Annotated in this window: 20 protein-coding genes; 7 read left to right on the forward strand and 13 right to left on the reverse strand. The window is 62.6% G+C overall.

Annotation, left to right across the window (positions count from 1 at the left end; translation table 11 throughout):
* Positions 1-42: 42 nt before the first annotated feature.
* The 6 genes from nikR to H7688_RS11495 form a co-directional block, all read right to left on the reverse strand.
* On the reverse strand, positions 43-462 hold the full coding sequence (nikR, locus tag H7688_RS11470) for a nickel-responsive transcriptional regulator NikR (RefSeq protein ID WP_183361251.1): 420 nt from the start codon (positions 460-462) through the stop codon (positions 43-45).
* Positions 463-654: 192 nt separating this feature from the next.
* Positions 655-1,719, reverse strand: a complete 1,065-nt coding sequence (locus H7688_RS11475; RefSeq protein ID WP_183361252.1) for a GGDEF domain-containing protein — start codon at positions 1,717-1,719, stop codon at positions 655-657.
* A gap of 187 nt (positions 1,720-1,906) precedes the next feature.
* Positions 1,907-2,557, reverse strand: a complete 651-nt coding sequence (locus H7688_RS11480; protein WP_183361253.1) for a response regulator transcription factor — start codon at positions 2,555-2,557, stop codon at positions 1,907-1,909.
* A 194-nt stretch (positions 2,558-2,751) separates the two neighbouring features.
* Positions 2,752-4,932, reverse strand: coding sequence for a response regulator (locus tag H7688_RS11485; protein WP_183361254.1), 2,181 nt, complete (start codon positions 4,930-4,932; stop codon positions 2,752-2,754).
* Between the two features lie 337 nt (positions 4,933-5,269).
* Positions 5,270-5,917, reverse strand: a complete 648-nt coding sequence (locus H7688_RS11490) for a response regulator transcription factor (protein ID WP_183361255.1) — start codon at positions 5,915-5,917, stop codon at positions 5,270-5,272.
* 172 nt (positions 5,918-6,089) lie between these two features.
* Positions 6,090-6,974 carry a complex I NDUFA9 subunit family protein gene (locus H7688_RS11495; protein ID WP_183361256.1) on the reverse strand — a complete coding sequence of 295 codons (885 nt, stop codon included), beginning with the start codon at positions 6,972-6,974 and terminating at the stop codon, positions 6,090-6,092.
* Positions 6,975-7,129: 155 nt separating this feature from the next.
* Here H7688_RS11495 and H7688_RS11500 point away from each other — a divergent pair, with 155 nt between their 5' ends.
* Positions 7,130-7,612, forward strand: coding sequence for a ferritin family protein (locus tag H7688_RS11500; RefSeq protein ID WP_183361257.1), 483 nt, complete (start codon positions 7,130-7,132; stop codon positions 7,610-7,612).
* Positions 7,613-7,793: 181 nt separating this feature from the next.
* Here H7688_RS11500 and H7688_RS11505 read toward each other — a convergent pair whose 3' ends face one another.
* Complete coding sequence (locus tag H7688_RS11505) at positions 7,794-8,246, reverse strand: FKBP-type peptidyl-prolyl cis-trans isomerase (protein WP_183361258.1); 453 nt, start codon at positions 8,244-8,246, stop codon at positions 7,794-7,796.
* A 189-nt stretch (positions 8,247-8,435) separates the two neighbouring features.
* Here H7688_RS11505 and H7688_RS11510 point away from each other — a divergent pair, with 189 nt between their 5' ends.
* From H7688_RS11510 to H7688_RS11520, 3 genes are all read left to right on the forward strand, one after another.
* Positions 8,436-8,957: an NUDIX hydrolase gene (locus tag H7688_RS11510; RefSeq protein WP_183361259.1), complete on the forward strand. Its 522-nt coding sequence runs from the start codon at positions 8,436-8,438 to the stop codon at positions 8,955-8,957.
* Positions 8,954-9,859 carry an RluA family pseudouridine synthase gene (locus tag H7688_RS11515; protein ID WP_183361260.1) on the forward strand — a complete coding sequence of 302 codons (906 nt, stop codon included), beginning with the start codon at positions 8,954-8,956 and terminating at the stop codon, positions 9,857-9,859. Before H7688_RS11510 ends, H7688_RS11515 begins: the two co-directional genes overlap by 4 nt.
* A gap of 105 nt (positions 9,860-9,964) precedes the next feature.
* Entirely contained in the window at positions 9,965-10,471 is a 507-nt protein-coding gene (locus H7688_RS11520) for a hypothetical protein (protein ID WP_183361261.1), read from the forward strand.
* Positions 10,472-10,492: 21 nt separating this feature from the next.
* Here the strand turns inward: H7688_RS11520 and H7688_RS11525 are convergent, their stop codons facing one another.
* Positions 10,493-11,170 (reverse strand): cyclase family protein, encoded by a 678-nt coding sequence (locus H7688_RS11525; protein ID WP_183361262.1) that lies wholly within the window; start codon positions 11,168-11,170, stop codon positions 10,493-10,495.
* Positions 11,171-11,486: 316 nt separating this feature from the next.
* Between H7688_RS11525 and H7688_RS11530 the strand changes: the two genes are divergently transcribed.
* Entirely contained in the window at positions 11,487-11,648 is a 162-nt protein-coding gene (locus tag H7688_RS11530; RefSeq protein ID WP_183361263.1) for a hypothetical protein, read from the forward strand.
* Here the strand turns inward: H7688_RS11530 and hslO are convergent.
* From hslO to aroF, 5 genes are all read right to left on the reverse strand, one after another.
* Positions 11,639-12,529: an Hsp33 family molecular chaperone HslO gene (gene hslO / locus H7688_RS11535; protein WP_183361264.1), complete on the reverse strand. Its 891-nt coding sequence runs from the start codon at positions 12,527-12,529 to the stop codon at positions 11,639-11,641. The two genes, H7688_RS11530 and hslO, sit on opposite strands and share 10 nt — an antisense overlap.
* Complete coding sequence (locus H7688_RS11540) at positions 12,529-13,095, reverse strand: hypothetical protein (RefSeq protein ID WP_183361265.1); 567 nt, start codon at positions 13,093-13,095, stop codon at positions 12,529-12,531. The genes hslO and H7688_RS11540 overlap by 1 nt, the downstream gene beginning before the upstream one ends.
* A 115-nt stretch (positions 13,096-13,210) precedes the next feature.
* Positions 13,211-15,580, reverse strand: a complete 2,370-nt coding sequence (locus tag H7688_RS11545; RefSeq protein WP_308470307.1) for a peptidase U32 family protein — start codon at positions 15,578-15,580, stop codon at positions 13,211-13,213.
* Positions 15,581-16,030: 450 nt separating this feature from the next.
* A complete protein-coding gene (locus H7688_RS11550) occupies positions 16,031-16,513 on the reverse strand; it encodes a hypothetical protein (RefSeq protein ID WP_183361268.1) in 483 nt (160 codons plus the stop codon).
* Positions 16,514-16,842: 329 nt separating this feature from the next.
* The gene (aroF, locus tag H7688_RS11555; protein ID WP_183361269.1) at positions 16,843-17,862 is read right to left on the reverse strand and encodes a 3-deoxy-7-phosphoheptulonate synthase; all 1,020 of its coding nucleotides are present in this window, start codon (positions 17,860-17,862) and stop codon (positions 16,843-16,845) included.
* A gap of 501 nt (positions 17,863-18,363) precedes the next feature.
* Here aroF and H7688_RS11560 point away from each other — a divergent pair.
* Positions 18,364-18,810, forward strand: a complete 447-nt coding sequence (locus H7688_RS11560) for a YqaA family protein (protein WP_183361270.1) — start codon at positions 18,364-18,366, stop codon at positions 18,808-18,810.
* 75 nt (positions 18,811-18,885) lie between these two features.
* Complete coding sequence (locus tag H7688_RS11565; protein WP_183361271.1) at positions 18,886-20,205, forward strand: M16 family metallopeptidase; 1,320 nt, start codon at positions 18,886-18,888, stop codon at positions 20,203-20,205.
* Positions 20,206-20,214 lie beyond the last annotated feature (9 nt).

The raw sequence follows: 20,214 nt of genomic DNA on the forward strand, positions 1-20,214 counted from the left end.
AGGATTGGTCGTGGCGTGGAGAGGCCTTAATTTAAGTGCAGCTCAGTGCAGTCCTTCGCCGGTGGAGGTCATCACCAGTTTGCCGTGCTTTACCCCTTTGACGCCGATCAGCTCGTCGGCGATGCGCCGCACCTCGTGTCCCTTGCCCCGGACCACCAGCACCTCGAGACAGTTGTGGGCGTCCAGGTGGACGTGCAATGCGGAAACGATCTGGTCGTGATGCGAGTGCTGCTGCTCGGTGAGCTTGTCCGAGAGGTCGCGCACGTGGTGGTTGTACACCAGGGTCACGGTCCCCACGGCATCCTTCTCACCTTCTTCCCAGTCGAGCTCGATCTGTGCGGCACGGATCAGATCGCGGATCGCCTCGGAACGGTTCGCGTACCCCTTGCGTTCGATCAACCTGTCGAAACTCTCCAGGAGTTTGTCGTCCATGGAGATGCCGAACCTTACCGTCTCACCCATCCTGCCTCCCATGACACTGCAATGCATTGAAATTGCGCGCCACTATACCTTAAAGCGCTTCGGGAGTCAAAATGTGGTGCAGGAAAGGACGGGACAACAGGGAAGAGGCAAAGGGAGAGCGTCATTTGAGCCGCTGTGCCTGCGGGCTGCACAAGTAGGCGGTTAGGGGAATGCCTGGCCGGTCGGGCTCGATCAGTGGTTTAAGGTGCTGAAGTCGTGCAGGGCAGCTTCGTGCACCGAGACCCGGTTCTTGCCGCTGCGCTTGGCGACGTAGAGCGCGTCGTCGGCTTCACGCAGCAACTCGTCGACGCTCCCGTTGGGATCGCGCCGGCAGGCGACTCCGAGACTCCCGGTGACGGTGAAGTCGGGGTAGACGAAGCTGAAATCGAGGCCGGCGATGCGGTTGCGGATCCGCTCGGCGACTCCCGCCGCGTTCGCGGCCTCGGCTCCGGGGAGCAGCACCGCGAACTCCTCGCCTCCGTAACGCGCCGCCAGGTCGCCACCGCGACACTCGGCGCCGATGGCCCTGCCGACTGCCATGATGACCTCGTCGCCGGCAGGATGTCCGAAACGGTCGTTGATGGCCTTGAAATTGTCGATGTCGATCATCAGCACGGAGAGCGGTCCGGCGCCGCGGCGCCCCGCCTCGATGCTCAGCAGCTCGCGAAAGGCGCGCCGGTTGAAAAGACCGGTCATGGCGTCCCTGAGGGCGAGCTCGCGCAGCCGGTTGTGGTCCCGCGCCTTGATGAGAGCGGCGCTGAGACACTCGGCAACGCCGCCCAGAAACGAGCGGGACAGGGGGTGGAAGGTCTCCGCCACCTGGAACAGGCGCAGCTCTCCGGGAACCCCGGGAAGTCCGAAACTCACCTCGGCACCCAGTACGCCGGAGGCATTGCGGGAGGCTCCGCCTTGCACCTGGGCGGCGTGCAGACGATCGAGTACCAGGCATTGCAATTCGGTTTTACCGCTCGGCCTGCGGGTGGGGACGAAGGCAAGGCAGTCGAGGTCGCTTTCCGGGGCAAAGGAGAAGATGGCGAGCCCGTACTCGAAGTGCTCCTGGAGCAGGGCGGCCGCGGTGGCGCAGACTTCGGCAGGGTCGAGATGGGCGTACACGGCGCGGCAGAACTCGACCGTGAAACGTGCCTCGCGCAGGCGCTGGGGGAGAACTCCACCTCTGCCGTGCGTCGACTGACCCCTGTGTACCGAACGCCGTTCTTCACCCGGCTCGGTACGCCCGACGGCCTTCACTACTCTCATCTACGCCCCTCCTGGTCGCGAAGTCGAGAGACTTCCGCCAACAAAATTCCATGACGCAGTAGTACGCCCTGCGCGGCAATGCTTTAGGGGACTTATCGGTTGATCTACGGGAAAGTTAACAGAAAAATACGGAGGGGCCGGACAGAGATATCCTGCCCGGCCTTTTGGGAAGCTGTTTGACTGGCGGCTACCAGAGCGAGGTGAGGCCTTCGCGGACCGCGTACTTGGTGAGGGCCGCTATGCTGTTCACGTTGAGCTTCTTCATGATGTTGAGACGGTGGGTCTCGACGGTCTTCACGGAGATGTTCAAGGTGAAGGCGATGTCCTTGGTGTTGCGGCCATCGGCGGTGTGCCGGAGCACGTCCTGCTCACGCTTGGAGAGCACCACGAAGTTCCCCAGGGCATCCTGGGTATTCTTCTGGGTGTACATGTTGATCAGGAGGTCCGTGATCCTCGGGTCCAGGTAGGACTTCCCGGTAGCGACCGCCCGGATCCCCTTCTCCAGTTCGGCGATCACGCACTCCTTACCCAGGTACCCCTTGGCTCCCGCCTTGAGGGCCGCGGTAACGTTGGCCCGCTCCTGGCTCGAGGAGAGGATCAGCACGTTGGTGCTGGGGAAATCCGCGAGGATGCGCTGGGTAGCCTCGATACCGTTCAATACCGGCATCACCAGGTCCATGACGATGACCTCGGGACGCGCCTCGCCGGCCTTCTCGATGGCCTCGCGGCCGTCCGAGGCTTCGGCTACCACTTCGATGTCGGGGGAGTTCTTGAGCAAGGCCTTGAGCCCCTCGCGCAGGATCCGGTGATCGTCGACCAACATAACTTTGATGCTCATGTTACCCTCCTACTGTGTCGTAAACTGGAATCGCGTGCAGGCCCGTCCGCCTGCGCGCTGCATCTGCATCCGAAGAACCTTTGATTCAGGCGGTTCCCATGGCCCGGCACAACTCGTCTGACAACTGTTTCAGGTTATAGGGCTTGGCCACCAAGCCGTTCACCTGCATCTCTCGCTTCTCGTCCAAAAAGGGGTCAGCGGTGTAGCCGCTGGAAATGATGAGCACCGCGTCGCTGTCCAGGGAGCGGATCTGGTAGGCCGCTTCCTTGCCCCCCCATGCCGCCGGGGACCGTCATGTCCAGGATGACCGCGGCAAAAGGATCCTTCTCGAGGTTTTGCCGGTAGAGGTCCACCGCCTGGGCCCCGTCGCTGCAGGTCGTGGTCCGGTACCCAAGGCGCGTCAGCATCTGGGAGGCGAGGTTGCGGATCATCTCCTCGTCGTCCATGACCAGGATAGCCTGCCCCTGGGCGAAGCTCTGCTCGGGTGCGGGTGCCGTTTCCACTACGGGTTCCGCGAGTGCCGTTTCGCCCTGGTTTGCAGCCGGCAATAACAGCTCGAAGCTGGTTCCCGAGCCGGGGGTGGACCAGACGCTGATGGCGCCCTCGTGCCGCTTCACGATCGAGAACACCGAGGCAAGGCCGAGCCCCGACCCCTTGGGCTTGGTGGTGAAGTAAGGGTCGAAGATCTTGGTGAGCAGCTCGGGAGAGATGCCGCACCCCTGGTCGGAGATCACGATCTTCAGGTAGCGTCCCGGGACCAGCCCGCGCCCGTACCCGGTATCGATAACCTGGTTCGCTGCCGACAGGGTGAGGGTGCCGCCACCCGGCATCGCCTGCACCCCGTTGAGAATCAGGTTGTTGAGCGCCTGGTGAATCTGCCCCGGGTCGGCGTTGAGCTGCCAGAGGTCCTCGGGGAGATTGAGTTCGGCCTTGCAGTTGCCGCCGCTTAAAAAGAGCGATGCCGCCTCGCAGATCAGGGCCTGGGTACAGACGCTTTTGCGGACTGGTTCGCCGCCGCGTGCGAAGGTGAGCAATTGCCGGGTCAGCGCCGTGGCCTTCGCTACCGCCTTCTCGCTGTCCTCGAGGCGTGCATCCACCTGACTGTCCTTATCCAGTTGCAGACGGGCCAGCGAGATGTTTCCCGTGATCGCCATCAGGATGTTGTTGAAGTCGTGGGCGATCCCTCCGGCGAGAACCCCGAGCGACTCCAGGCGCTCGTTCTTCTCGCGCTCCATCTGCAGTTTCCTGCGCTCGCTCAAGTCGAGGTAGAGTGCCGCAACCTGTCCCTTCTCCGGCGAGTACACCTGCACCTCGTAGTAGCGATCCGAGGTCTGGGACCGGTGTTCCAGGCGAGCCGGCTGCCCCGTGATGGCCACGGTGGCGAGGCATGCCAGCCAGCGCTCCTCCAGATCGGGGAACACCAGGCTCAACTGCTTGCCGATCAACTGCTCACGGCGCAGCCCGGTCAGCCGCTCGAAGGCGGGGTTCACCTCGAGGAACCGGTAGTCGATGCCGTCGGGACCGATCACCCCCTCCAGCAGCGAGAACCCTTCCTGCAGCGAGCTGAACAGACCACGGTAGCGGCTCTCGCTCAACTGCAGCTGCTCGGTCGCCTGCACCCGGGCGCTGATGTCGAGGTTCGCGCCGATGAAGCGCGTCTCCCCTGCCGCATCGCGGAACACCTTCCCCTGCGAAGAGATCCAGTGGATGGAGCCGTCCGGCCAGACCACCCGGAACTCCTGGTGGTAATCGCCATGGATCGACTCGCCGCTGGCACGCTGTACCGCGAGGTCAACCCGGTTGCGGTCTTCGGGATGAATCCGGCTCAGGACGTTGCGGTAGTCGGTCTGGACCCCTTCCAGGCCAAACATGACCTGGCTCCGCTCGTCCCAGATGACCTTCCCGGTGCCGGGGCGGTAATCCCAGGTTCCCAGTGCCGCCGCGTCGAGTGCGAGACGGAGCTGTTCGCGACTTTGCCAAAGAGCTGCATTCTGTGCCTTGAGCTGGTGCTCCAGCTCGATCCGCTCCAGGCTGTCGTCCACCGCCTGGAAGAGCAGGGCGTTTTCTACCGGCTTCACCAGGTACCGGCTGACGTTGAGGTTCAGGCAGTCCAGGAGCAGCCGGGATTCCAGGTGCGCCGTGATGATGACGACCCGGGTCTCCGGGGCCAGGAGGCGCAGCTCCCGTACCATGTCGATGCCGCTCATGCCGGGCATCTGGATATCGGACATGACGATCTGCGGCCGCAGTTGCCGGAACAGCTCAAGTCCCTGCTCGCCGCTGGTCGCCACCACCAGGTTCAGTTCCGGGTACCGTCTGGCCAGGGCGGCCCGCAAGGCATCGAGGGCATCGATGTCGTCCTCGACGATCAGCATCGTGTAGGTTAAAGCTAGCTGGTCTGATGCCACGTGCGGTTCACTCCGACGGTTTTGATGCACTACCCGTTGCGGCTGCCGCTGGCGCTTGCGTGGCAGCCGGTTAACACTCTACCGGCTGACTTGGCAGGGTCTGTCGTGCCGCTCCCTGAGCGGATCCTCGGGGGATCCGCAGCACGGTTGTGCTGCTTTAGCTGTCGGACTAACAAACGGCTAAGGCACACCCGGAGCCGGGTAGTGTCTCAGAATTACCAGATTATTAGTGCCCCTGTCTGTCAGGAGTTCTCAACAGTGATGGCTAAATGGCTATTTTTTTGATACTAAGGGGAAAAGGCGCTTAACGGGCGGGAGTTATGCCGTGTTGGATAGCGAAACTTACCAGGGACGGGATGTTGTGCACCCCTAATTTTTGCATAAGGCGGGAACGATAGGTATCTACGCTTTTGGAGGAGAGTGCAAGTAACGTGGCGATCTCGGAGCTGGACTTCCCCTCGACGACCAGTTGGAAAATTTCCAGCTCGCGGCGGCTGAGACTTTCCAGGGGGCTCTTGTGGGAATTTTGCTGATGCTGTCCCTGCCCCTCGAGCGGGTTCACGACACCTGCGCCGAAGTACTGGCGCCCCCGCATCACCGTGCTTACCGCGGTCACCACTTCTTCACCGGCCGACTCCTTGAGCAGGTAGCCCCGGGCGCCGGAGCGCAGCGCACGGTAGCAGTGCTCGCTGGAGTTGTACATGGAAAGGACCAGGATCTTCACTTCGGGGAGTTGCTCGCAGATGAGCCGGGTGGCCTCGATGCCGTTCAACTCGGGCATGGCGATGTCCATGATCACCACGTCGGGGACCAGTTCGATGGTCTTGGCGACGGCCTCTCGACCGGTCGTCGCGCTGCCGATCACCGAGAAACCCTCGCGGGCTTCCAGGTTCATCCTCAGTCCGTCACGCACCAGGGCGTGGTCATCGGCAATGAGAATCCGTACGGTCATGAGAGCGGTATCTCCTCGAGGGGATTCTGGGGTCGCCGGCGGACCCCTGAGGGGTATCGGATAAATCGCTGGAATATTAAAACTCAAGTGGACTTTCCGATCATACACGAATTTTGCCGGGCCGGTAATACAAATGTAAGCTTTTTGGTTATTTTTCAGTCCGGGTGACCCGCTAGCGCTTGAGATAGGCGCGGATTCCCGATTCGAAGCCCTGCGGTGTGAAGCCGAAGGTGGCGCTCCAGCTGCCGTCGCAGGTGCTTCCCTGCACGAGCATCTCCAACTGATCGCTGGTCAGCGGGAACAACGGGATGCGCTGCAGCACCGGGACCACCAGGCGCATCAGGGCGAGCGGGTTTCTCACCTTGAAGACCCCCTTCATCCCCAGGACCCGGGCGATGCTGTCCAGAAGCTCGTTGTAGCTTAAGCGGTCCGGGCCGCACAGCGCGTAGGTCTGGCCAATGGTCTCGGGGATTTCCAGGGCGCCGGCGAAGCAGCGTGCCACGTCGTCGGCGGCGATGGGTTGCAGCTGGTAACTGCCGTCGCCGATCACCGGCATGGCGGGGAGGGCCTTGATCATCCCGGCGAGCATGTTGACGAACTCGTCGTTCGGGCCGTACACCACCGAGGGACGGAAGATGGTCCAGTCGAGGCCGGAGTTGCGCAGCTCTTCTTCGGCGCGGTACTTGGTCGCGAAGTAGCCGGTGCGGGCGTTGGGCCCGGTCCCCAGGGCGGACATCTGCAGGTAACGGGAAATCCCCGCTTCGCGGCTCGCGTGTATCAGGTTGCGGGTCGCCTCGACGTGGAGCCGTTCGAAGGTGGTGCCGCGCTGCGGGAACTCGCGGATGATGCCGATCAGGTTGATGGTGGCGTCGCAGCCGCGGGCTGCAGCGAAGAGGCTCGAGGGGACGGTGGCGTCGCCTTCCAGCTGTTCGATGCCGGGTTCCTGCGTGCCGCTTCTGCGGTGCACCAGCAGGCGCACGCTGTGCCCCCGGGCCACAAGCTCCCGGCGCAGATGTCCGCCCACAAAACCTGTCCCGCCGGCCAAAAATATCCTCATACACCCTCCTTGTCGGTCTCAGTCGCAGGCAACAGTCTACCAGCGGCGCGGCGATTCGCCAGCGGCTCACTATTATTTGTATACAAAGTGCCTTGTGCTTGGCCGCGTACTGTGTTAAAAAAAGGCTGCTAATAAACAGCTAGAGGAGAACCTCCATGGCCGAGATAGAGCAGGGTGACGTTTGTTACACATTCGAAGCTGCAATTGAGATGGCTGCCCAGATGGAAAACGAAGGGTTCAGAAGCTACCTCGCCGCGTTGCGCCTGGTGAAGGACAAGGCTGCCCGCGAGATCTTCAAAGATGCGGCGCTGGACGAACTGGAGCACAAGCACCAGTTGGAGAAGTGGCTGGTCGAGGGACAGATGAAAGGGGGGGGCGAGCTGCAGCAGCCGGTACCCACCATGAACCTGGACTACGTCCTGGCCAAGCGCGAGCTGCGTCCGGACTCCGATGCCCGCGAGGCGCTGGCCTACGCCATCCACCTGGAGAAGGGGTCCATCGAGTTCTACCAGAAGATGTCCCGTGGCTGCGAGGGTGCCCCGATGGCCGCACTCTTCAGGCAGATGCTGGCCGACGAGACCCGTCACCTGCAGTCGCTGGAAGACCTCTACGAGTGCCACTTCATGGCGGAAAACTAGCAGCTCCCACCGATCAAACAGCGTCGTTTGGGCTTGAAGACCCGGCTTGACGGTCGGGTCGAAGCTCCCCCTGTGCAGCGTCGCACGGGGGGCTTTTGCCTTGACCGACGAGAAGAATACAAAAAGCCCCACCCCGGAACGGAACCGGTGGTGGGGCTTTTTTCAATGTATGTTGGTACGGTTAGGCGATTTCAACCAGTTTGATGTCGAAGTTGAGCGCCTGGCCGGCCAGCGGATGGTTCGCGTCGATGGTGATCGTGGTGTCATCCATGTCGGTGATCAGCACCTGGAAAACCTGGCCATCCTCCTGGGTCACTTCGAGCTGCTGACCGAGTTCCGGCTTGAGTTCCGCGGGAAGCTCACTGCGCGGCACCTGGGCCACCATTTCTTCGATCCGCTCGCCGTAGGCCTCGTCTACCGGGATGTGGATGGTCTTGGCCTCGCCGACCTCGAGCCCCACGACCCCTTTTTCAAATCCGGGGATGACCTCGCCGCCGCCGATGGTGAATTCCATCGGGCCGTGGCTGCAGCCGCAATCGTCTTCCGAGCACTCGGAGGAATCGAACACGGTGCCGTCATCGAGCCTGCCGGTATAATGGACCTTTACGCGGTCCCCTTCTTTAGCCTTTGCCATTGTGCACCACCTTTTTATGTTTTATTGCTAATTTTGACGAGAATACCAGATTGCCGGGCAGGTTGCCATACCTAAAGTGGGTAGCGCTCCGCCCTTTGCCCCTGAAACTACTTTACCCGAACTAACGGGAGAAGCACAATCGCTTCACTTACGCCGGGCGAAATGGTATGTATCGGGGAGGAGGTTGTCATGGAAACCAGAAACCATTCGACCGTGTTCAGCGGTCTTGTAGTGGATATAGAGCAGATGGACGTGTTGATCGGGAGCCAGGGGTGGTACACCTACCAGATCGTGCGCCATCCCGGAGGGGCCGCGGTGCTCCCGTTGCACGAGGACGGCAGCGTGACGCTGATCAGGCAGCTGCGCCCGGCCGTGGGCGAGTTCCTGCTGGAACTCCCCGCGGGGCGGCTGGCGCCGGGTGAGGATCCCCAACTGGCCGCGGGGCGCGAACTGGTCGAGGAGACCGGATTGAGCGCCGGCACGCTCGAGTCACTGGGAGTCCTGCACTCCTCGCCCGGGGTCTTCGACGAGGTGATCCACCTGTACCTGGCCACCGGTCTCACCCAGGGGGAGGCGGAACCCGAGGACTACGAGGAGATCTCCTGCGTCCGGCTGCCGCTTGAAGAAGCCCTCAAGATGGCCGAAGAGGGCGCCATCACCGACGGCAAGACCATCACCGCACTTTTGCGGGCGCGGAGGTACCTGCCATGATCCTGGTGGCGCGAGTGGGTGCGGAACTGGCGGGGCTGAGGCTGGACGACGGGGTGAAGCAGCTTTTTCCCCAGTACTCCAAAGGGGAGATCAGGCGGGTGATCGACTGGGGGGGGTGCAGCCTCGGCCAGCTTACGGTGCGGGTCGCCTCGCGGACCCTGAAGGAGGGTGACGAGATTGCCTTCGGGGTCATGGAGCCGGAGCGCTGTATCGATCTGGCCTACCAGAAGGGGGACCTGCTCTACGAGGACAAGGATTTTCTGGCGGTGCACAAGGCGGTCGGCTTCAACAGCCAGCGCACCCCCTACCAGCTCAAGGGGACCGTCGAGTACGCCGTGGATATGTACCTGAAGAGCATCGGGCTCAAGGAGCCGGCGCGGGTGGTGCACCGCCTGGACCGCGGCACCAGCGGGGTGATGTTCTTCCCCAAGAACAAGCAGGCAGCGACCCTCATCTCGCGACTTCTGAAAGAAGGGAAAGTGCAGAAAACCTACTGGGCACTGGTCTCGGGCTCCCCCGACCTGCCCCAGTGGAAGGTGGACGCCCCGATCGACAAGCTGAGCAAGTTCCGCTACGGCGTTTCCCCGTCCGGCCGACCGGCGTGCACCGTCTTCACGGTACTCGCCGAGGCGGGGGGGGTGACGGCCCTTGAGGCGAAGCCGCTCACCGGGCGGACCCACCAGATCCGGGTCCATTTGAAGCACAGCGGCTTCCCGATCATCGGGGACGAGAGCTACGGGGGAATTCCCGCGCCCCGGATGATGCTGCACTGCCGCAGCATGCGCTTTACCGGCCCGAGGGGGAGGCTCATCGAGGCGGTGGCCCCCATCGACGCCGATTTCGCAGCGCTGGCCCCCGAACTGGAGCAGGTGGTTGAGGGTGCCACCGGCGGCGACGCATAACCTCACGGGTTGTGCGGAAATCTTTGACTATCACGCCGGATTGTCGTACATGTACTGTCACAATAGGTGAATTACTGCCATAGCATTCAGCTGCAGGAGGGTCTTATGAAGAAAATGTTGAGGATCGTGTTCCCCGTGGTGTTCGCCGTTGCCTGTGCGTTCTCGGTCTGGGCCAATGAACCGGCCGGTGCTCCTGCTGGCTGCGACAAGTGCCCGAAGGCGCAGCAGGCTGCTGCCGCTCCGGCCCAGGATGCGAAGGGTGCCGGGTGCGAGCACTGCCCCAAAATGCAGGCGGGAAAACCGTGCGCAGAGAAGGGGTGCGACAAAATGGCTGCGGCCGGCTGCGAGAACTGCCCGAAGATGAAGGCGGCTGCCGGTAAGCCCTGCTGCGACAAGGAAGCCAAGGCTGCGGCGGGTTGCGAGAACTGCCCGAAGATGAAAGGCGCCGAAGGGAAGCCGTGCTGCGACAAAGGGGCCAAGGCTGCCGGTGCGGGATGTGAGAAGTGTGCCAAGATGAAAGAGGGAGCTGCCAAAGCTGGCTGCGACAAGTGCGCCAAGATGCAAAAGAAACAGGCTCAGCCTTGCTGCGACAAGAAGGACAAGAAAGAGTAGCCGATGACGCGAGGTGGCCGGTCAGGAGACCGGCCACTTCGTAGTGTGCGGGTCGAAGGACAGCCCGCCGCCAGCGGCAGGACCCCGCAAGAGAGCCCGCACGGGCGCCCCGTCTCCCCCCTTGACCTTGATCGGCAGGCAGATCAGTTCATACTCCCCCGGATCGATCCCCTCCAGGTTCAGCCCCTCGATGACCAGCACGTCGTTTTCCAGAAGCGTCCGGTGCACCGTTCCGTCGCCGTCCATCCCTTCGATCGAGAGATAATCGATTCCCACGAGTTTCACCCCTGACTCGACCAGGTACTGCGCACCGTCCGGGGAAAGCGCGGTGAAATCCGGCGAGAAGTCAGGTTGGTGCCAGAGCCGGGAGTTCCTGGTCTTGAACAAAACGCGTTCCACGCCGCGCACCGGCAGCCGGTGCAGTTCCTCGCGCCCGATCGTCTGGACCTCCTCGAGTTCCAGCACCAGGGCCCGGCCCACCAGGCGGTCCAGGGGTATCTCGTCGATGCTCGCCCCCGCGTCGTCGAAGTGGCGCGGCGGGTCGAGGTGCGTCCCGGCATGGCTGCAGAAGCTCAGACGGGAGACGTTGGCCTCGTCGCCGTTGGCGATCCGGTTCCAGGGGGAGAGTTCGAAGCCGCAGTCCCCGGGGTAGACCGGAAGCTGCGCCGAGAGCGGAACGGTGATGTCGTAGATGCGCATGGGTTTCTCCGAAAGCTGGTGCTGGGGGACTGGGTCATTATAGCGCGCGGTGCCCGTGGCGCGACTGTGCAGCAGAAAAAGCTCAAGTAAGAGGGGTGAGGTGCCGATAGGTTAAGGGCAGGGGCTTGGAAGGCAGGGATTAGGGACTGGGGATTAGGGGCTGGGAGATGAAAACCAGCTGAGCGAGAGACGCGTAGCCCCCTCACCCCCACCCTTCTCCCAAAGCGCGAGGTGCGTTTGGGTTCCTCTAACGTCGTTGCAACGTCCGGTATGCATCGGACAGCTCAGGCTGCATAAAAACTAACGGAGGTGAACCATGGAAATCAGTGCGGTGGCAGGTGCCACACAGTTGCTGCAGCTGAACCAGTCGACCGAGATGATGAAGAAGGCGGCCGACGCCCAAATGCAGATGGCCACGATGGTCGCCCAGGTGGCGCAACAGGCGAAACCGCAGGCCGGCTTCTCCGTCTACGCCTGAGCCTCTCCCTCGGCCATCCCCGCAATGAGACCTACCAGATCGGCCTCGCTGAAGCTGTAGCGCTGTCCGCAGAACTCGCAGGTGACTTCTGCTCCGTGCTGCTCTTCCCGTAGCGAGGCCAGCTCCTCCCTCCCCATCGAGATCAGTACCCGTTCGATCCGCTCCCTGCTGCAACTGCATGCGAAACCGAGCTCCCTCTTTTCCAGGACGTCGTAGGGAATTCCGGCAAAGAGGAGTTCCAGGATCTCTTCCGGCGTCTTCCCCTCGCGCAACAGCACGCTCAGTTGCGGCAGCTGTTCGATGCGCGCCATCAGTTTCTCGACCACGTCCGTGTCCACCGGCGGTACCGCCTGGATCAGGACCCCCCCCGATACCGCGACCTCGCCGGTCGGCTCCACGTATTCGGCGAGTCCCACCGCGGAAGGGATCTGCTCCGACTCGACCAGGTAGAGCGCCAGGTCTTGGGCAACCTGGCTCGTGTAGAGCTGTACCGTGCCGCTGTAGGGCTCGCGCATGCCGAGATCCTTCGCGACGGTGAGAAAACCGGCTCGGCCGATGGCGCCGGGCACGTCGAGAGAACCGTCGGGCTTTTGCAGGTTCACCTCGGGGTTTCCTACGTAGCCGCGCACGCTGCCGTTACTGTCGGCCTCCACGATGATCTTTTTGAGCGGGCCGTTCCCCTCGAAGCGCAGCGCCACCCGCTGCCCCGTCTTCAAAAACGCCCCCATGAGCGTTCCGGCGGTGAGTGCCCGCCCCAAGGCCGCCGAGGCGGTCGGCAGCGTGCCGTGCCGTTTGCAGATATCTTCCACGAGATCGGTGGTGAGGCAGGCGAGCGCCCGCACGTTGCCGCTCTTGGTTATGATGCGCACCAGATAATCCATTAAAGTACTACCCCCACTCTTCCTACGATTTCCCCCTGTTTCAGGGTAAGTTCCTTCAGCGTGATCAGGTCCCAGCCGTTCAGCTCGCGAGAGCCCAGGCGTACCCTGCGGGCGAAGAGCTCCGCCAGCCTGGGGACCCGGTTCAGATCGCAGGTGACCAGGTCGCCGCTGCAGGTCAAAAACGGAATGTGCTCGACCACCTTGCGGGTCAGCCACTCGATGTCGAGCGGTGCCACCTGCTCCAGCTTCAAGAGCACGTATTTGCGTGCCGGGCTGAACTCCATCCCCTGGATGGTGAAGGTGGCCGAGAAGGGGATGGCCGGCAGGAGCCGTTTCTTCATCTTCCCGGAGACCTCGCCGTAGCCGTTACAGAGCTCGATGGAAAGCTCGACCAGTTCGTCGTCCTGGGCCCGGCTCAAAAACTCGCGTTGCAGGTAGGCCTGCGTGATGCGGAACTCGCGCTTGGTGAACAGGTCCTGGAGTTTCTGCTCCTTCATCAGCTCGGCCAAGGCCGGGTTGTTGATCTTCTCCTGGAGCTTCTGGGTGATGCGGTCAAAAAGAGTCATACTTGCTACCTGCCTTTCAGGAACCTCATGGGCGTACAGGACTCGTGGGACTCAAGGGACCTTTACAGACCAGATGAACGCGCCTCGAAGAAACTCCACCTGCCCATTTTACTCTTTAGACCAAACCCGCCGTGTAATTAAATTCAGAGGCACCGGGGAGTGGCTGCCCCTTGCGGTAGGCCTCGAGGACGCGCTCGCGCTGCTCGGGAGCAAGCTGGGAGACGTCGAGGAGAAAACTGCCGCAGCCTAACTGGCGCAGCTCGCTGCGGTACTGGGTGAGCGCGAACGGCGTCTCGGCACTGACCACGGTGAGCCGGTCTTTCACCTTGACCGCATACTGGTCGCCCCGGTCGGAGACCAGCCCGGCATCACCCTTTACCTCCTTGATGGCGATCTTGGAGGTGATCACCGGCACGGGCGCAAAAAGGAGCGTGCCGCGCCTGATCTTCAGGTCGGCACCGAGGAGTTGCGCGAGGTTCTCACGGTCGTCTTCGATGTAGAGCGTCGCCCGGTTGGCGCCCAGTTCCTGCCAGCTCAAAAGTGCCTGGGTGTTCAGCGAGTAGAGCCGGTAATCGGTAGTGAGCTCGGCGTCGGTTCCCTTGAAGAACTGGAACTGGGACAGGTTGGTGAGCTCGAAGCGCTTCATGCCGGAACGGAGCAGGTACTGGACCGCCTCCTGGTAAAAGGCGACATCCGCCTCGAAGATCATGAAGGGGAGCTGCCAGACGATGCGGGCCTCGTATTCCTTGAGCTTGCGCAGGTACTGCGGGATCTGGTGCAGGTTGGCGCGCGACACCGGGAGGATGATCTCGTCCACCAGGTCGCGGTGCAGTTCGTGCCAGTCCTTGAGCTGCTCGAGCCTCACGCTCAAGGCATCCTTCCCTTTGTGGGCGACGGAGGGACGCTGGCGTACCAGGGAGGCGAGCGCCCGCTTGCGCCCCTCACCGCTTTTCTGCTTCAAGGAACCCACGGTGGCCTCGGCGAGCCAGGCGTAGAAGGAACGCCTAATATCCTTGAGCTTGGCGGCCGGGATGAGCAGCGCGGGGAACTCCGGGGCGCTCAGCTTGGCGAGGGTGAACTGGGTGTCGCCGGTTTTGGAGAACTGCCCCCTGAGTACCCCCTCCATGTCGCTGGTGCGCGCCTCCTCCAGCTCGCCCAGCTCGTACCGGGTGCTGAACCTGGTGCGGAACACCTCCGCGTCGATCTGCATCGCCCGGTCGACATAGGAGATGTCCAGGACGCAGGGGATGCTGTCCCCTTTCACCGAGTCGAGCCGCTTCAGGCAGGCGTTCTCGCTCATGGTGAAGGCGGTTTCCGAGGAGACCTTGAACACCGAGTCACCCAGCTTGAACGGGAAGGGGGAGGGGGTGCTGACCAGGGTGTTTTCCTTCACCTGCTTCACCGGTTTGCCGACGACGAAGAGCTCCTTGATGGTGAAGGCGCGCCCCGCCATGTCGGATTTGGGCTGCACCCGGATCCGGTCCCCCACGAAGAGGCGGTCCCGGGTGTCGAAGCTGATCCGGTTGCCGCGGATCTCGCGGATGTCCCCCAGGTAGCGCCCGGTGGCCCCCTTGATGGACGGGGTGGAGATGTCGGTCGGCTGGTGCGAGGCGAGGAATCCCTTGGTGGGGACCCGGCCGAAGGACTGCTTGAGCAGGCTCTTGGCCTCGGTGACCGCGGCGGCGTAGTTCTCGGGGGCGGAGTCGAGTACCAGCCGGTAGGCCGCGATGACGCTCGCCACGTACTCGGCGGACTTCATGCGCCCTTCGATCTTGAGCGAGTGCACGCCGGCCTCCATGAGCGCCGGGATCATCTCGATGCTGGAGAAATCGTTGGTGGAGAGGTAGTACCCTTCCTTCCCCTTGTGCTTGTACTGGCGCCGGCAGGGCTGCGCGCAGCGCCCGCGGTTGCCGCTGTGCCCGCCCAGAAAGGAGGAGAAGTAGCACTGGCCCGAGATGGAGAAGCAGAGCGCGCCGTGGATGAAGCACTCGATCTCGGCACGGCTCGCCTCGACGATGGTCTTGATCTCGTCGATGTGCAGCTCGCGGGCGAGGACCACGCGCTCGAAGCCGAGCTCCTCGAGCTGGCGCACGCCGAGCGAGTTGTGGATGGTCATCTGGGTCGAGGCGTGCAGCGGGATGCCGGGGAAGTATTCGCGGGCCAGGCGGGCCACCGCGAGGTCCTGCAGGATGACACCGTCTATCCGCATCGCTTCCAGGGCGGCCAGGGTGTCGACCAGTTGCGGCAGCTCATTTTCCTTTACCAGCGTGTTGAGCGTCACGTACACCTTCTTGCCAGTACCGCGGGCATAGGCGCTCATGCGCTCCATCTGGGAGAGGGTGAAGTTCTTGGCTTTGGCGCGGGCGGAGAAGTCTTTGAGCCCTGCATAGACGGCATCGGCGCCTTTTTCCATGGCGGCGAAAAAGGCTTCCAGGGAACCTGCGGGAGAGAGGAGTTCCGGCTTCGTGGGGACAGTTTTTTTCATTATAGACATGTGGCTTAGAGTACCGGAAGGGGGGAGAAGGGTCAAGCTCATTGAAGGGCGGGGGATTGCTGCACGGAAGGGGGCATCCACTGCACAAAGGCGAATCCTCCCTGTCCCTCCTTTTGCAAAGGAGGGACGCGGGGGCAAGGACTGTGCTTCGTAGATGATTGCTACGGGTTCCACTGATACGGAAACCGTTAGACGCATTTCCCTCGAATGACCTTCAAAAGAGTGTTCCGAGGAAGCTACGACATTCTTCCGACGGGGTCCCCTCTCCCCTTGCGGGAGAGGGACAGGGGGAGGGGGAAGGTGGCACTTTAGCACAGCTGGCAGCTTCACCCACCCCCTAACCCCCTACCGTCAAGGGAGGGGGGAGATGCTCCCGCCAACAGGGCGTTCAGGTAACAGGACGTCAGAAAGAGACAGGCACCTGGCGGAGCCGGCCCCCTGCTATTTGGGCTGGATCGGCAGGTACTTGTAGCGGGTGCGCTTCTTGGAGAGGTCGGCCAATGAGAAGAGGTCGGATTGGGAGATTACCCAGACGCTGTCTTCGCGCTTCAGTTTGACCCCCTTGGTGACGTACTCGGTGCCGGGAACGCTCCCCTCGAAGCCGAGTTTCGCATGCACCGTCGCCGCACGGTCACCGTTGAAGGAGACGCGGGCCTCCTGCATCTTCTCCCAGCAGCAGGCGGGCTTGCGCGGAGCGGCGGCAAGCTTCCTGGCGAAGCGCTCTTTGCCGTCCCTGCCGCCGGAGGTGCGGTCGTAGAGTTCGGCGAAGCGGCCGTCGCGCCACAGGTCGAGGATCTTTTCCAGGTCCTGCAGCACGGCCTGTTCGTCCGAGGTCGGGGGGCGCGGCTCGCCCTTGCGACGCGCCTCGGCGGGGAGGGCGATCACCGAGAGGAAGAGAAACATGAGGAGAAACGTTCTGGTCATGGGGCACCTCCTGCGGAGTTGGATCGCACCAATGATACCGCAAAAGGAGGAGCGGGCGAACTGCCGGCGGCTCTAAAACCGGGGACGCCGGAGCGTGGGAACAAGTTACGTTGGCATTACCCTTTCGCCCTCCGGGAGAGGGTGGCCGCAGGCCGGGTGAGGGGGATGCCACGGAGTGAGGCTGCGAATCCTCACGGTGAAGCGTTGCGGAACTGCCGGCGCCCTCACCCCGCCCCTCTCTCGGAGGGCGAGGGGGGGTGGGCGCCGGTTTTTGACGGTTGGTTGCGATACCCTCGTCTCAGTTTCGATCTTTTCCCGGTGTTCCTAGGCTACAGGGTCTTGTCCGCGGCTGCCGCGAACAGTTTCAGCTTGTCCATGAGGGCGGCGAACTTCTTGGGCTTTAAGGACTGCGGCCCGTCGGAAGAGGCCCTCTCCGGGTCCGGGTGCACCTCGATGATCAGGCCGTCGGCACCGGCGGCCACCGCAGCGTAGGACATGGGCGCGATGTAGTGGTAGTTGCCGGTCCCGTGCGAAGGGTCGATGACAATCGGAAGGTGGGTCTTCGCCTTCAGGACGGGAATCGCCGAGAGATCGAGGGTGTTGCGGGTCGCGGTCTCGAAGGTGCGGATGCCGCGTTCGCACAGGATGACGGACTGGTTCCCCTCGCTCATGATGTACTCGGCGCTCATCAGGAACTCCTGGATGGTCATCGACATGCCGCGCTTCAAAAGGATCGGCTTGTTGATCTGGCCGACCTTCTTAAGCAGGGCGAAGTTCTGCGAGTTGCGGGCACCGATCTGCAGCATGTCGGCGTAGGAGGCGACGAGGTCCACGGACTCGGGATCGATCACCTCGGTCACGAAGGGGAGCCCGGTAAGTTCGCGCGCCTTGGCGAGGAGCTTCAGTCCTTCCTCCTCGAGACCCTGGAAGGAGTAGGGGGAGGTGCGCGGCTTGAAGGCGCCGCCCCTCAGCATCTGGGCGCCGGCCGCCTTGACGGCGAGCGCGCTCTCGATGATCTGGGTCTCGTTCTCCACGGAACAGGGGCCGGCCATCACCACGAGTTCGCTCCCCCCGATGGCGAGGTTCTCCGAAATGCGCACCACGCTCGCCTCTTTCTTCACTTCCTTGGACGCGAGCTTGTAGGGCTGCAGGATGGGGACCACGCTCTCCACGCCCGGCATCGACTCCAGGGCCTGTAAAACGCTCTTGCCGCGCTCGTCTCCGACCGCCCCGATGACGTCGCGGGTGGTGCCGTGAATGATGTGGGGCGTGTAGCCCAGTGCCTTGATCCTCTTGGTTACTTCGTCCCGGTCCTTCCGTGCTGCTCCCGACTTCATGACGACGATCATGCTCCCTCCTCCGTGTGGTCCCCAAAAGCAACAAGGCCGGAAGGATTGCCCCCCGGCCCTGTTTCTGTTTCTGCTATTTCGGCTTCTGAGAACCGGAAAGAAGGGGGGAGGATCCTGTCCCACCCCGGCTTTCGGTTCGTAATTTTCGGTTGCGGCTACCTCAAATTACAACTCTACCCGGGGCGACGGCCTAAAATAAAAGCCGTACCAAAAGTAAAAGTTGCTAAAGGTAAAGTAGCCAGTGTTGATCATGGCGCTAGTATCTGCCAGTTTGCCTTGTCTATGTCAAGGGAAAAGTGTTTACAGGTTCTGCATTGAGCCGTACCGGTTGGGTGAGACTCCCTCACAGGGAGCACCGTTCCCGTTTCGGGTGGTGCTCAATTTCTTGTGCTGAGACAGTGACAAACGCAGGGTTTCTCTTTGAGCCGACCCGGAAAAAACTGCAGTTCCAGTGCACCAAGTTGTTTGACAATCCACATGGTTTCCGCTAATTTGGCTGCAATGCACGACTGGCTTACCAGCTACGGTTACGGCTCATTGTTTCTTTTGAGTTTTCTCGCCTCGACCCTGATCCCCTTGGGCTCGGAGTGGCTCCTGATTGCCATGCTCCTCGCCAAGTACGATCCGGTGCCGGTGGTCGCCGTTGCCACGGTGGGCAATTACCTGGGTGCCTTGACCAGCTACGCCATCGGCCTGTATGGTGGCGAGTTCCTCAGGGTGAAGGTGCTGCGCATGGACGAGCGCGCCACCCAGCGGGCCGAGAGGATCTACGGGAAGTTCGGGTCCTATTCGCTGCTTCTTTCCTGGCTTCCGGTGGTCGGTGATCCGCTCTGCCTGGTGGGAGGGGTGCTTCGAATAGGCTTTTTGCGCTTTTCGGTCCTGGTTTTTGCGGGTAAACTGGCCCGCTACGCCGCCGTCGCCTGGCTTACCGTTCAGACGGTTCGCTAACTTGATCCTCCGGACCGACCGTACCCGCAGCGCCTGGCGCCTGCACGGTGGCGGCCTTCCGGTTCTAGGAGTTTTATGCTTTCGTGCAGTACCAAGACCCTGGCCAACGGGCTGCGCCTGGTGGCCGTCGACATGCCGCACCTGCACAGCGCCGAATTGGCCGTCTACCTCAAGGCCGGCGGCCGTAACGATCCGCCGGAAAAAGCCGGGATCTCCCACTTCCTGGAGCACATGCTCTTTCGCGGCTCGCGCGAGTTCGCCTCCAACCTGGAGCTGGAGATAGCGTTCGAGGCAATCGGCGGCAGCGTGAACGCGGCGACCGACGAGGAGACTACCTGCTATTTCTCGCGCGTCCACCCGGACCAGATCCCGGAAGGGGTGCGCCTTTTCTCGTCCATGCTGCTCACCCCGAGCCTGGAAGGGATCGAGATCGAGAAGCGGATCATCACCGAGGAGGCGCTGGAGGATATCAACGAGCGCGGCGAGGAGACCAACCCCAGTAACCTGGCAAGCCGCCTGCTCTGGCCTGGTCACCCGCTCGGGATGCCGACCATCGGCTACCTCGACACCATCAAGGGTTTTACCGAGGCGGACCTGCGCGCCTACCTCGCCGAGAACTACGTCCCCTGCAACGCGCTTATCGTGGCGGCGGGGAAACTGGACAGCGAGCGCTTCTTCGGCGCCTGCGAAGAGCACTTCGCCGGCTGGAGCGGAGCCCCTGCGAAGGAGCCCGTACCGGTGGCCGAGGTGCAGGACGCGCCACGTTCGCTGTTCGTCAAGGACTCGGACAGCCAGGTGAACCTGCAGATCGCCTTCCGCGGCTTTGCCCGGCGCGACCCGCGCATCATGGGGCTCAGGCTGATCCGGCGCATCCTGTGCGGCGGAGGTAGCTCCCGTCTGCACCTGGCCTTGCGCGAAAGGCTCGGCATCGTCTACTCGGTGGACGCCTCGCTGTCCGCCTACGAGGAGACCGGTGCCTTCGCCATCGAGCTCGCCACCGCACCCGAGAACCTCCTCCTGGCGGTATCCGAGGTGCTCAGGGAGGTGAAGAGCCTGGCCTTTGAGGATATCGGCGACGTGGAGCTTGAGCGGGTGAAGGCCGGCTATTTCTACGACCTGGAGTACAGCGCCGACTCGACCTACGAGATGCAGGTGCGCTACGGCTGGGGTGAACTGATGAGCCTGGTGCGCTCCATCGGGGAGGACCGGACTGAGGCGGGTCGGATCACGGCCGCCGAGATCAGGGAGAGTTCGCGGGCGCTCTTCAACCCGGAGAACCTGAACCTTGTCGCGGTGGGACCCTGGAAGGCGCCGTCGCGCCGCGCGGTCGAAAAACTGGTCAAGGAGTACCACAGAGGTTGGAAGAATCATGACGCATCGCAGCAACGCCCGTAAGGGGGCCAT

The organism is Geomonas limicola, from assembly GCF_014193675.1.
Taxonomy (GTDB): domain Bacteria; phylum Desulfobacterota; class Desulfuromonadia; order Geobacterales; family Geobacteraceae; genus Geomonas; species Geomonas limicola.